This is a genomic window from Bacteroidota bacterium (assembly GCA_016714535.1).
Classification (GTDB): domain Bacteria; phylum Bacteroidota; class Bacteroidia; order AKYH767-A; family OLB10; genus JADKFV01.
This window is the reverse complement of the sequence record JADKDR010000015.1, coordinates 22,956-36,044: the sequence shown is the minus strand read 5'-3', so window position 1 is coordinate 36,044 and position 13,089 is coordinate 22,956. Positions and strand designations below refer to the sequence as shown.

General features: G+C 37.6%; 9 protein-coding genes and 1 pseudogene. 8 read left to right on the top strand and 2 right to left on the bottom strand.

Features of this window, described 5'->3' with window-relative positions; translation table 11 throughout:
* The first annotated feature begins 135 nt into the window (after positions 1–135).
* The 6 genes and pseudogenes from uvrB to crtI all read left to right on the top strand — a co-directional run bounded on the left by uvrB (position 136) and on the right by crtI (position 7,655).
* Positions 136–2,147 (top strand): annotated as a pseudogene (gene uvrB, locus IPO27_17155) (excinuclease ABC subunit UvrB).
* 3 nt (positions 2,148–2,150) lie between these two features.
* Positions 2,151–2,828: a hypothetical protein gene (locus IPO27_17150; protein ID MBK8848163.1), complete on the top strand. Its 678-nt coding sequence runs from the start codon at positions 2,151–2,153 to the stop codon at positions 2,826–2,828.
* Positions 2,829–3,833, top strand: coding sequence for an FAD-binding oxidoreductase (locus tag IPO27_17145; protein MBK8848162.1), 1,005 nt, complete (start codon positions 2,829–2,831; stop codon positions 3,831–3,833).
* A 787-nt stretch (positions 3,834–4,620) separates the two neighbouring features.
* On the top strand, positions 4,621–5,403 hold the full coding sequence (locus tag IPO27_17140) for a hypothetical protein (GenBank protein MBK8848161.1): 783 nt from the start codon (positions 4,621–4,623) through the stop codon (positions 5,401–5,403).
* Between the two features lie 244 nt (positions 5,404–5,647).
* Positions 5,648–6,073 (top strand): nuclear transport factor 2 family protein, encoded by a 426-nt coding sequence (locus tag IPO27_17135; GenBank protein ID MBK8848160.1) that lies wholly within the window; start codon positions 5,648–5,650, stop codon positions 6,071–6,073.
* Between the two features lie 115 nt (positions 6,074–6,188).
* Positions 6,189–7,655 (top strand): phytoene desaturase, encoded by a 1,467-nt coding sequence (gene crtI, locus IPO27_17130; GenBank protein ID MBK8848159.1) that lies wholly within the window; start codon positions 6,189–6,191, stop codon positions 7,653–7,655.
* Positions 7,656–7,694: 39 nt separating this feature from the next.
* Here crtI and IPO27_17125 read toward each other — a convergent pair whose 3' ends face one another.
* The gene (locus tag IPO27_17125) at positions 7,695–8,183 is read right to left on the bottom strand and encodes a hypothetical protein (GenBank protein MBK8848158.1); all 489 of its coding nucleotides are present in this window, start codon (positions 8,181–8,183) and stop codon (positions 7,695–7,697) included.
* Positions 8,184–8,411: 228 nt separating this feature from the next.
* On the opposite strand from IPO27_17125, the gene ettA reads away from it, so the two are divergent.
* Both ettA and IPO27_17115 read left to right on the top strand, forming a co-directional pair.
* Complete coding sequence (gene ettA, locus IPO27_17120; GenBank protein MBK8848157.1) at positions 8,412–10,088, top strand: energy-dependent translational throttle protein EttA; 1,677 nt, start codon at positions 8,412–8,414, stop codon at positions 10,086–10,088.
* Positions 10,089–10,307: 219 nt separating this feature from the next.
* On the top strand, positions 10,308–11,459 hold the full coding sequence (locus IPO27_17115; GenBank protein MBK8848156.1) for a glycosyltransferase: 1,152 nt from the start codon (positions 10,308–10,310) through the stop codon (positions 11,457–11,459).
* A 17-nt stretch (positions 11,460–11,476) separates the two neighbouring features.
* Here IPO27_17115 and IPO27_17110 read toward each other — a convergent pair whose 3' ends face one another.
* Positions 11,477–12,868: an undecaprenyl-phosphate glucose phosphotransferase gene (locus IPO27_17110; GenBank protein MBK8848155.1), complete on the bottom strand. Its 1,392-nt coding sequence runs from the start codon at positions 12,866–12,868 to the stop codon at positions 11,477–11,479.
* Between the last annotated feature and the right edge of the window lie 221 nt (positions 12,869–13,089).

Genomic DNA, 13,089 nt, shown 5'->3' with positions numbered 1-13,089 from the left:
CACATAGCAAAGAACTCATTATGCCCCGGTTATAATTGAACCAATGCATGATTTGTTTATGATTTGAATAGCATGCCGAATAAAACTGCACGAATTGAAGATTTTATCAAATCATTTACTTCCTATCTTTGCCACATGCAGTTTGAATTAATCTCTGACTTTAAACCTACTGGCGATCAGCCGCAGGCAATCAAGCAACTTACCGAAGGCCTTAATCGCGAAGACAAATCGCAGGTATTGCTTGGTGTTACCGGTAGTGGAAAAACTTTTACTGTGGCAAATGTTATAGCCGGAACAAACCGACCGGCACTCATCTTAAGCCATAACAAAACACTTGCTGCACAGTTGTATCAGGAGTTTAAAACTTTTTTTCCAAATAATGCTGTTGAATATTTTGTGTCCTACTACGATTACTATCAGCCCGAAGCATACCTACCATCTACGAATACGTATATAGAAAAAGACCTTGCCATTAACGAAGAGATAGAAAAAATGCGTTTAAGCACCACTACTTCATTACTTAGTGGAAGGCGCGATGTAATAGTGGTATCAAGCGTATCGTGTATTTATGGAATGGGCAACCCGGCAGATTTTGCAGATAATATTGTACGCCTGCACAAGGGAATGCGCATTTCGCGCAATTCATTTTTGCATCGGTTAGTGAGTGGCTTGTACTCGCGCACAATAAATGAATTTAAGCATGGCACCTTTCGTGTAAAGGGCGATACGGTTGATATATTTTTGGCATATGCCGATTTCGCGTTACGCGTAATCTTTTTTGGTGATGAAATTGAAGACATCGAAACCATTGATCCAATTAGCGCAAGCCGCATCGAAAAACTTGAGTTTACAGCAATCTTTCCTGCCAACATTTTTGTTACCAACAAGGATAGGCAGCTTCAAGCCATTTGGAATATACAGGAAGATATGGTTAAGCAAATTGATTTTTTCAAAGAAAATCAGCGGTTTCTCGAAGCCAAGCGACTGGAAGACCGCGTTACGTATGACCTTGAGATGATTCGTGAATTGGGATATTGTAGTGGTATCGAAAATTATTCGCGCTACTTTGATGGGCGTGTACCAGGTAACCGACCTTTCTGTTTGCTTGATTATTTTCCTGATGATTTTATCATGGTCATAGATGAAAGCCATGTTACTGTTCCTCAAATTAGGGCCATGTATGGTGGCGACCGCTCGCGCAAAGTAAATCTGGTTGAATATGGTTTTCGATTACCATCAGCATTAGATAACAGACCACTGAAGTTCGAAGAATTTGAATCGATTGTTGGTCAGTTAATATTCGTAAGTGCAACTCCTGCCGATTTTGAATTGCAACTCAGCGATGGAATTATTGTAGAGCAATTGATACGTCCTACCGGCTTGCTCGATCCTCCTATCGAAGTAAGGCCAAGTATGAATGAAGTGGATGATTTATTAAATGAAATAGAAGAAGTTGTAAAAAATGATGAACGCGTATTAGTAACAACATTAACTAAGCGGATGGCAGAGGAGTTGGCCAAGTATCTTACTAAAATGAACATACGCTGCCGTTACATACACAGCGATGTAGAAACACTTGACCGTATTGAAATCTTGAGCGACTTACGTAACGGACTGTTTGATGTATTAATAGAATAAACCTGCTACGCGAAGGACTCGACTTACCCGAAGTGGCACTAGTAGCTATATTAGATGCTGATAAAGAGGGATTCTTACGCAGCAACCGATCGCTGGTGCAAACGGCAGGTCGCGCAGCACGAAATATTAATGGACGTGTAATTATGTATGCCGATAAAATTACCGAAAGCATGCGCATGACCATAGAGGAAACCAATCGCAGACGCGAAAAGCAAATTAAGTATAATACCGAAAATGGTATTGTTCCACAACAAATTAAAAAATCAAAAACTTCGGTTTTTGCTACGGCCGATGGAAAGAGCAGAAAGAATATGGGCTATGTTGAGAATACAGAAACTACCATTGCTGCCGACCCTTTAATTGCATATATGAATAAGGAAGACTTCCAAAAGCAAATTACCAATACAAAAAGAAAAATGGAATTGGCAGCACGCGAGCTCGACTTTATGGAGGCAGCACGCCTGCGCGATGAAATGTTTGAACTTGAAAAATTAGTAGCCGAAAAGTAAAATATGCAGTGGTATATATTTATTCTGGCAGTTTCCTTATATATTATTTCTGTAGCTGCCGCCATTTTTTTAATGATCTTGAAATCGGAGAAATGGAAAAAACGCTTGCCCAAACTAATTACGGCACATGCCGTTTTGCTCCTCTTAGTTGTTGCATTTAATTTGTTGGCCAGGTATGATCTTATTGATTTGCCTATTAAGCAATTGGTAAATATTATTTTCTGTAGCACAGGAGTAGCAGTGTCGGGTGCTGTTTTAAAAAGCAAAATGAATTTGATAATCAAACTACTTTATGCTGTTTTTGCCAGTAGCTTTATAATTTTTGTATTGAGCACTTCTACGCTTGTAAGTTTAATTGCAAACTTTAAGCCCTTTAGTAATTCAGAAAACAGATTTGCACTTGGCAATAACTATTACCTCGAATTGCAAACATCCATGCTTAATAATAGAGAAATAGCACCACGCTACAAATTATACAAACGCATTTTTTATTTTAATAAGACCCTTATGCGTGATATAGACTTTACTGAAAAAATAAACCGTCTAAACGTAAATAAACTTAGTGGGGAAGATAGTGTGTCACTATCCGTGTATACCTTTGGTGTAAAATGCGACACTACCTTGCTATTAAAACCGGTTAGCACCAAGCTGCAAATAAGGCAGAAACGCGGTAAAGAGTAAATGCGTAATACAAGAGTACTCATAATAGGGCAGGGGCTTGCGGGTACATTACTGGCCTGGTATTGCGAACAACACCATATCGATTTTCTTTGCATAGATGATGAAAAACAAAATACCTCATCGCGCATAGCTGCCGGCATAGTTCATCCTGTTACCGGCCGTAGATTAGTGGTTGCACCATCGTTTAGTGAGCAAATGAAAACTGCAACAGAAGTGTATGCATCATTAGAGAGCACTTTAGGACAAGCTTTCTTTAGGCAAAAACCAATTATTGAAATTTATTCCTCTGTAAAAAGTAAAAATGATTGGAACGAACGCAGCAGTGCTCCAGAAGTTGCTGCGCTTATCGTAAAAGAACTAGCGGCTAATGAAATAGCCGGGTTGAAGATGCCCTATGGAGCCACTGCCTTGAAAGGTTCCTTTCTGCATGTTTCGGAATTAGTCAATCACTACAGATTAAAATTAGCGAAGCAAAAATTATTGATTAGCGAAAGATTTGATTTTTCTCAGTTGAAAATATCGAAGCATGTTGAATATAAGGATATACAAGCTGAGAGAATATTTTTTTGTGAAGGTGCGCAGGCCATTCAAAACCCGCTTTTCCCGAACTTGCCATTTCAATTATGCAAAGGTGAAATGCTAACCATTGAAACAGATTTGGCGATTGATGCCATTATCAATCGTGATATGTACATCCTTCCTTTAGGAAATGGGATATGGAAAGCTGGCAGTAACTACCAGTGGAATTATACTGACGACCTGCCATCCAAAGAAATTAAGGAATCTTTATATGGCAAATTGCAAAACATACTTGCAGGTGAATTTAAAATTGTAAACCATCAGGCCGCCATCAGACCAACTGTGCGAGATAGAAAAACACTTGCACTGCAACACCCAACCTATGCGAACGTGTTTTTAATTAACGGTCTTGGAACCAAAGGCGTAATTAATGCTCCATCACTTATATGGAAATTTTGTAAGGATAGTTTGGGGTTAGCGAAGTAATTATTTTTTACTGCATCTAGTTGCTAAGATTAACAATGCCCGCATTCAAGTTTCTTAAATCTATTTTGGAGTTTTATTGTTTATTAATATACAATAAGTAATATGGGTTGTCGGAATAAATGGGGGCTATGCTGTTTTGAGGTTGCCTAAGGCATGAGAAAATTTATTTAAAAAAATTTATCGAATTACAACTACGGTGGGCAATTAACCATTTATGCCAACCGCCCATTCGAGTAAATCACACAAAGAATTCCTCATATAAATTGCGTTCATCGACACAAGCCGCAATGCCCATAGTATGCACTTTTGCCAGCATACATGTTGGTGCACTCCTAAGGTTTTGCTGTGCCATTTATGCAAGTATAACCATGCTTGTATATGCTGCTATTTTTTTCTTCAATTAGCTCATAACTTGTGCTTACTTGTATGCTGCACTTTGGCTTTAGTAAGATTTTAAGTCATAGGAATTTCGTTTTAGTTTGAAAGATAATTGCATATGCAATTATGCAATAATAGTCTACTGTAATAAGTAATTTAATTAGTATGCAGCTTAATAAATGCCACCGCACATTGACTAAGAATTTATTAGGAAATGATTTATAAATATAAGCTCTACTTTAACAAAATCTAAAGAACTGTAAACTGAAAAAAAAGATAGTTTTGCGTGAACTTAATTGCAAGCCTTGTTTTAATATCATCTTAAGCATGTAGTTGGAAATTGACTTATTCGTTAATGATGTTATTGGTATTTCTAAAGGAAACATTGCATTATAAAACAAAATTATAAATGGGAAATAGAAATATACTTTTAATAATCGTGTCGCTTGGTATTCTGTCAAGTTGTTCTAATAGCAACCTTGAAGAAAAGGGATTTCCGGTAGTCAACACCACGGCTGATGAAAATATTGATGATGGAAAAGCAGAAGGAATAAACAAAGACTCACTTATATTTGAAACACGTCCTAGTAGTGTATTATTGACTGGTGTTTCTAATATACGACTTGCAACGGTGTATAAGGTAAATCTGAATAAGAAGCATGGAACCACCTTTATTGGTTCGAACAACTTCTTATATAACGATTCGGAACAGGAACAAGGAAACAATTGGAATGGCCATCTGATGCCGGGATTAGAAGGGGTTTATGGTTACAATCTTGTAAATGTTTCGCTGTACGACTTTCAAACAAATACTAGAAGGGAGTTTTTTGACAAGCCTGTCTTAATTAAAACAGTTTATTATCCGGCATTTTCAAACGACACCTTAAATAATTCCTTGGTAAAAAGGAATTACATTTTTACTTCAGTTTATGATGACGACACTAATAAAGATGGATTTATAAATGCAAAAGATTTACGAAGATTTTATTTGTTCAATATTAATGGTGAAAGACAAAGTGCTCTGGTTCCTGAAAACTATTCGGTATTCAAATCAGAATATGATGAAGGCAATGATGTAATGTTTGTATTTGCACGATTAGATAAAAATGCAAATGGGCAGATTGAAGATAGTGAACCTGTTACTATATTTTGGATTAACTTACAGGATCCAACTAAGACAATGCAGCTGTAGTGATTGTGATTATGTTAAGTTGCATTATGCCGGATTTCTAGCACCAGTTAAGATTTATACGCCTAGGGTGCATTTGCCTTTAAATGATTTTTGAGATCTGAAAAATGTTCTAAACATTTTTCTACTCCCACATAACATGATCTTCGTTTTAAAGTGAATTAACATCTTCAAATACTTGAGCAATTTAAACTTTAAAAAATATAATGATATGAAAACAAAGAGACTTCAAATTTTACTTAAGGCAATGCTACTATTGTCCGGGATAATGGTAAAAGGGCAATCGCAAAATAGCAAATCCGAAATTGAACAAATTACAGCCACACTAATGGATTATATTGAAGGCACAGCTAATGGCGAACCTGATAGGTTGCGGCAAGCCTTCCATCCAAGCTTTAATTTATACACGGTAGGTGAGAGGGATAGTCTAAGAATTCGATCGGGGGAGCAGTATATTTCGAATATAAAGCAAGGAGAAAAGTCTGATCGCATAGGTCGAATCATTTCAATTGATTTTGAAAGGGATGCGGCAATGGCAAAAGCAGAAATTGTAATTCCTAATTGGAGAATATTTACCGACTATTTTTTACTACTAAAGTATGAGGGCTCATGGAAAATAGTTCAGAAGAGCTATACATGGCGTGAGTTCCCAAAGAGTGAACAGAAAAAATAAGCATTAGAGGGCATTCTATTAGTACAATTTCAAGGTTGTCATCGTCCGCAATATGAAAAGCAAAAGTATTTCTTAACATTTGCAGGAGTAAATTGTTACATGAAAAATTTAATATATGCCAAAAGCAGTAATCATAGGGTCAGGATTGGGAGGGCTAGCTACAGCGCTCCGACTTACACATCATGGATATCAGGTTGAAGTAATTGAAAAGGCAGCTACACCCGGTGGCCGTTTAAATATTTTGAAGCAAGACGGTTTTACGTTCGATACCGGGCCATCTTTTTTTAGTATGAGTTATGCGTTTACAGAACTATTCAGTTACTGCAAAATAAAAAATCCGCTGCAGCTTAACGAACTTAACCCGCTGTACACTGTATATTTTGAAGGACGCGATACACCATTGAAAATATATAAAGACTTAGATGTACTGCAAAAGGAATTTGCCAACATAGAACCGGAATTAAAATTAAAGTTGGAAAAATATTTGAAAAAGGCAGGCCAGCTTTTTCACGATACAGAGCACATTGTGATTGATAAAAATTTTGACTCTACCATTGGATACTTATATGCTTTGTCGAGGGTTCCATGGAAACATGCTCCCATGATGTTTCGCAGCATGTGGGAAGAGTTAGAAAAAACATTTACATCGCAGGAAGCAAAAGTTATTTTTTCTTTAGTGGCATTCTTCCTCGGTAATACACCTTTCCAAACACCTGCTGTATATAGTCTGCTTAATTATACCGAAATGATACACGATGGATATTGGAATGTAAAAGGTGGAATGTATAGCATAACAAGCGAATTGGTTAAATTATTAGAGGCTAGGGGTGTGGTGTTTCAGTACAATACCGAAATAGCTGCGGTGAATTCCGAACAGGGGAAGATTAAATCAGTAGTAAGTAGCAATGGAACTTCGTTTGCTGCTGATGTTTTTGTTTGCAACAGCGATGCTGCTTCTTTCAGAGGTAAGGTACTTAACAGGAAAAAATTTTCGGAAAAGAAATTGGACAACATGGAATGGACGCTTGCGCCATTTACTATTTACCTTGGTGTTAAAGGCAAGGTGGATAAACTTCAGCATCATAATTATTTTTTGGGCGATAACTTTAAGCAATATGCTGATACAATTTTCAAAACAACGGTTGCACCTGATAAGCCCTATTATTATGTAAATGTGAGCAGCAAGTCTAATCCTAATTGTGCACCCGATGGTTGTGAGAATATTTTTATTCTATGTCCTGTTCCTGACCTTCGTACAAAGCCCGAATGGAGCGACTCGCAGCAGTTGGCCGATACCATTATTGCAGATATTAGCAAGCGTGTGAATTTTGATTTACATGCTGCTACGCTAACAAAAACCATTTGGACACCCATAGACTGGCAAGAGAAGTTTAGCCTGTATCGTGGCAGTGGGTTAGGTCTTGCACATGGTTTAAATCAAGTTGGGGGACTGAGGCCCCGCAATTACGATGAGCTCTTGAAAAATTTATTTTATGTAGGTGCATCAACTACTCCCGGCACCGGATTGCCTATGGTAACTATTGGTAGCAAATTGGTAATGGAGCGAATTTTGAAAATGTAATATGGGCTATTTATTTGGCAGCTTGGTTACTCTTTTTTTTTAATAAACATTGCGAAGCGAAAGTTCAAGTCGCTCATTAGTATGTTCGCTGGTTTGTGTGGTAATGTTTATTTTGTTTTCTGCAATTTCAGCTTCACAGAGATGCAAGGTAGCTTGTATCGTTAAATAAATACCCGCAATCTCGTCCTCAGTTATACTTTTACTATTTAAATTACGCCACAATACTTCGAGCTGATTATTTATTTGTTCCAGGCTCAATAAATTGGCCTTCGCCTTTTTCAAATGCGTTATGCTTTTCGCCCAAAATGTATTAGCCATTAGCCATACTGCTAAAGTACCTGTAAGCCAAATTCCAAGGGTAATATAATTGTTTTGAAAGTAGGCTACAGCTATGGTTGAAACTGCTGTGCATGCAAGCAAAATGTTGCGAGCCATCTTAAGAGACTGTACTTGCAAATACATGTAATTATCCAGTTGAATATACCTGAATTTTGCCTCTTTTATTGTTTGCCAGATTTGTTGTTTCATAAGCTACAAGAAGAATTTCCGATTTTCAATTATTGTACCAAAATGGAACATCATGTAGCTTGTTAACGTATAAATTATACTTTTGCGCGGCCTTAAAAAAGTAGTGTTAGGATTATTGATTTATTAAAGACTAAATCATTGGCGACAGTGTTTTTTTTAATGGTATAAGTTTTGGCTTTGCGAATAACTTAATTGACTAATTGTATTTAAAAACAAACAAATAAAACGATGGCTGATGATAAGAAAGTAATTTTTTCGATGGTACGGGTAAGTAAAACGTACCCCAATGGAAAACAAGTATTAAAAGATATCTATCTCTCCTTTTTTTATGGAGCCAAAATAGGAATACTGGGTTTAAACGGTTCGGGTAAGTCTACGTTGTTGCGCATTATTGCAGGAGTAGAAAAATCATTTCAAGGCGATGTGGTTTTTTCGCCAGGATATAATGTTGGATACCTGGAGCAGGAACCGATTTTGGACGATACAAAAACTGCAAAGGAAATTGTAATGGAGGGAGTAGCTCCCATCACTGCCATCTTAAAGGAGTATGAGGATGTAAATAATAAATTATGCGAGCCACTTGAAGATGATGCAATGAATAAATTGCTCGAGCGCCAATCTGAATTGATGGATAAAATAGAGGCTGCGGGGGCGTGGGAATTGGACAATAAAATAGAAGTTGCTATGGATGCGCTGCGTTGCCCCGAGGGCGATACCCTTGTTGCAAACTTATCGGGAGGAGAGCGCAGGCGATTGGCATTGTGTCGCTTGTTGTTGCAAGAACCTGAAATATTATTACTTGATGAGCCTACCAACCACCTCGATGCCGAATCGGTAGATTGGCTCGAGCAGCACTTGCAACGCTATAAGGGAACTGTTATTGCCGTAACCCACGATCGATATTTTCTTGACAATGTTGCCGGATGGATATTAGAACTTGACCGTGGCGAAGGAATTCCATGGCAGGGAAATTACAGCAGTTGGTTAGAACAAAAAACAAAGCGACTTGCACAGGAAGAAAAAACAGAAAGCAAACGTCAGAAAACACTTTCGCGAGAGTTGGAGTGGGTGCGCATGGCTCCGAAGGCGCGTCATGCCAAGAGCAAAGCACGTTTGCAAGCCTATGATAAAATGATGAGCGAAGACATCCGCCAAAAGGAAGAAAAACTTGAAATATTTATTCCAAATGGCCCACGATTGGGAAATGAGGTAATCGAGTTTGAAGGAGTTGCAAAAAGTTTTGGTGATAAATTATTATACGAAAATCTGGAATTTCGATTGCCACCTGCCGGCATTGTTGGAATCATTGGCCCCAATGGTGCTGGAAAAACTACGCTGTTCCGTATGATTATGGAAACTGAAAAACCTGATAGCGGCACTATTAAGATAGGGGATACGGTAAAGGTGGCATACGTAGATCAAGCTCACGAAGCTATCGATCCTGAAAAATCAATTTATGAAGTGGTAAGTGGTGGGCACGAGATTATTGAAATGGAAGGCAAAACACTAAACTCGCGCGCATACATTAGTCGTTTCAATTTTAGTGGCTCCGATCAGGGAAAGAAATGTGGTGTGCTATCAGGAGGAGAACGAAACAGATTACATCTTGCTTTAACTTTAAAAACCGAAGCTAACGTTTTGTTGCTGGATGAGCCTACCAATGATTTAGATATAAACACCTTGCGAGCTTTGGAAGAAGCATTAGAAAATTTTGCCGGCTGTGCTGTTATTATTTCCCACGACCGCTGGTTTCTCGATCGTGTATGTACACATATACTTGCGTTTGAAGGCGAGTCGCAGGTTTATTATTTTGAAGGTGGATATACCGACTACGAAGAGAATAAGAAAAAGCGACTGGGCGATACGGGACCACATCGCATTAAGTACAAGGCCTTAACTAGGTAGTGTCTTTGTTGGTTTAGTATTAAGTATAGGCTTAGATTATATTTCGGGATTGATATTTCAATCCCGTTTTTTTTTTGAAATGGTAATGGTTGATTAAAATCGAACTCCATCTCAAGAGAAGCCTAAAGTTGTTAGCCGGATGCTGTTCATTACAATCTGCTTCATACCGCTTTGGCTTTACTATTCGGTTAGTTTTGCATCTACTAATCCACCATCCTTTTGCATATTGTTTACATTACTCCTTATTATAAACCTGCATGGTTTTATGGCGGACCTCCACGATGCATTTCCGAACAGGCAGAAATTTTAGTAAAAGAATTTGGCTACACCATAGAGGTAGTTACACTTAATCAAAATAATGATAAAGCAGTGGTGGATGCCAGAGGCATTCATACCACCAATCAAAATGGAGTGACTGTGCATTATATGCCCTCCAGCTGTTCCTTTTTGAACAAAAAATATTTTCATAGCCATAACCTCACTTCTTTTTTATCCACATTAAAAAAGCCCGACCAGATTCATATACACACCTTGTTCAATTATTTTTCGCGCTGCGGAATGCAGTTTGCCGTTAGAAATAAAATTCCCTTTGTGATAACTCCGCATGGTATGCTTGATATCTATTCCCTGACACGTTCTAAATTGGTAAAAATAGTTCATCGAACTATTTGGGATAATCATCTTTTAAAAAAAGCAAAGTACATTCACTTTACAACAATTGAAGAGTACGAAAATTCGGAGATTCCAAAAGGCTGCAATTATTATATTGCTCCTTATCTGCTTGCAGAGCCAGCAAAAATAAAGAGAGGCAATTATGATTCGTTGCAATCATTTAATCTGGTATCGCTAGGCCGTATCAATCGCAAAAAGGGACTCGATATTCTGATAAGGAGTATGCACATAATTCATGAGTACAGGTTAAATGTAACATTGGATATTTATGGCGAAGATGATGACTACTGCAAACCGGAACTTGTGTTACTAGCTAAAAAACTTGGAATAGCAAGCGCCATAAGTTTTAAAGGCAAGCTCAATCCAGATAATCGCAATCAAACCTTACAACAATATGCTTTGCTGATACTGCCAAGCTACCAGGAAAATTTTGGGTTGGTAGTTGTTGAGGCGCTTTCAAATGGATTGCCGGTCATTATATCCAACAAGGTTAACTTGTGTAATATGGTTTTGCAAAATAAATGTGGCCTTGTTTGTTTGACTGATAAAGAAAGCCTTGCCGATAGATTATTTCATTACCTCAATCTTACGCATGACCTTAAAATTGAAATGAGCAATAATGGGATGAAGGCAGTTGCAAAGGAATTCGCAATTGAGAAAATAGCAGCTCAATATAAGCTGATGTACGAGGGGAATTGAAGCGGAAAAGGGAAATATCAATAAGCTGTCTTTTGCCCTTTAATGACATAATAAACTGTTAGAAAAATTATTTTTATGTCGAAGTAGAGTGACCAGTTTTCGAGGTAATATAAATCGTAATCAACACGGTTTTTGATGTCTATTTCGTTTTTAATTTCACCACGGTAGCCATTAATTTGTGCCCAACCTGTTATGCCCGGCTTTATGGCGTGGCGCATCATAAACTCATTTGCAATATGCTTGTACGATTCGGTGTGATAGAGCATGTGTGGGCGCGGGCCTACAATGCTCATGCTGCCTAGCAATACATTTATAAATTGCGGAAGCTCATCCATGCTTGTTTTGCGTAGTATACTTCCTGTTCTTGTAATGCGCGGGTCATCTTTAGTAGCCTGAATTTTATTCGAGTCCAAATTAACACGCATGGTACGATATTTAAAACAATTAAACGGTTTGTTGTTTTTCCCGCTTCGTTCCTGAACAAAAAATACCGGTCCGCGACTGCTAAGTTTGATTAAGATTGGAATTATAACAAACATTAATGGGCTCAAAATTAATAAGGCAACAAGAGAAAACATGAAATCAAAAGCACGCTTAATTACCCGGTTGTGCATAATCTCAAGCGATTCAAAATAAAACTCGATTACATTGACTGTTCCATAGCGATTGGTATAAATAGGCTTATTAATAAGCAGCGATGAATAATCAGGAACGATGCGAAGCCTGATAAAGTGTTCATCACAAAAGTTGGCTATTTCCTGAATGTCTTCGTTGGTAAAGCTTTTTAGACAGCAAAAAATTTCGTCAAGGTCTTGCGCTTTTTGTATTTGTTGCAATCGGTTTACGATTGCTTTATTATTTCCGCTTAACTCATTCAATTCGTTTTCATTATCAATAATGGTTGAAACTTCATAACCTGTTTCCCCGTGTTTCTGAAAAAACACATTTAGCTGATGTAACCCTTTGCTGTTACCAAGCAGCATCACCTTTTTAAACGTGCGTAGGTTTTTGCGCAGGTTCATTATAATAGTCATAAACAGAATGCGCCACAATACAAACAAGCAACCAAACAAGACAAACTTTTCTTTCAGGTTATGTAATTTTGGAAATGTCTTTTCTGCAAAGTAACTGCTGAAAGCAATGAAGATGAAAAGGAAAATAATCCACTTAACAGAAGAACGAATGTAGTGGGCCGGTTGATAGTCAAACAGGCGTTCTCTTCGTTCAAAAAATATAAAATTGAGTACGTATGCCAGGTTAATAATATAAAACTGCGAAAAAAACGGACTGCTTATTAATAAATGATCCGGTGTGGTATAATAAGAAACCGCAGCAAAACTTGCGTTGAGCAATAGCCACTCAACCACGTAAAGCATAAACTTCAGATATCGTGCGTAACCAAGATTCATAGAATAGTAAGTCGCTTCAAAATTAGTTAGTTTTGTTCAAAAGCTTTTTTCAATCCGAAAATTTAATTAACAACTTGTACAATGTTACCTGCTGAGTTGCTATTATTTAAAGCAGAATATAAAAGTGTTGCAATATTATACACTTGCTAGCTTGAAGCGAGTTGTTTGCCAATTATGGACCAAATAATTATTATTATTGTTTAAAGCATTCCCTGTTAAGG

Excerpts from the sequence above, each read along its gene's own strand:
- IPO27_17150 (MBK8848163.1), top strand. The coding sequence starts at position 2,151 with ATGCAGTGGTATATATTTATTCTGGCAGTTTCCTTATATATTATTTCT.
- IPO27_17145 (MBK8848162.1), top strand. The coding sequence starts at position 2,829 with ATGCGTAATACAAGAGTACTCATAATAGGGCAGGGGCTTGCGGGTACA.
- IPO27_17140 (MBK8848161.1), top strand. The coding sequence starts at position 4,621 with ATGGGAAATAGAAATATACTTTTAATAATCGTGTCGCTTGGTATTCTG.
- IPO27_17135 (MBK8848160.1), top strand. The coding sequence starts at position 5,648 with ATGCTACTATTGTCCGGGATAATGGTAAAAGGGCAATCGCAAAATAGC.
- crtI (MBK8848159.1), top strand. The coding sequence starts at position 6,189 with ATGCCAAAAGCAGTAATCATAGGGTCAGGATTGGGAGGGCTAGCTACA.
- IPO27_17125 (MBK8848158.1), bottom strand. The coding sequence starts at position 8,183 with ATGAAACAACAAATCTGGCAAACAATAAAAGAGGCAAAATTCAGGTAT.
- ettA (MBK8848157.1), top strand. The coding sequence starts at position 8,412 with ATGGCTGATGATAAGAAAGTAATTTTTTCGATGGTACGGGTAAGTAAA.
- IPO27_17110 (MBK8848155.1), bottom strand. The coding sequence starts at position 12,868 with ATGAATCTTGGTTACGCACGATATCTGAAGTTTATGCTTTACGTGGTT.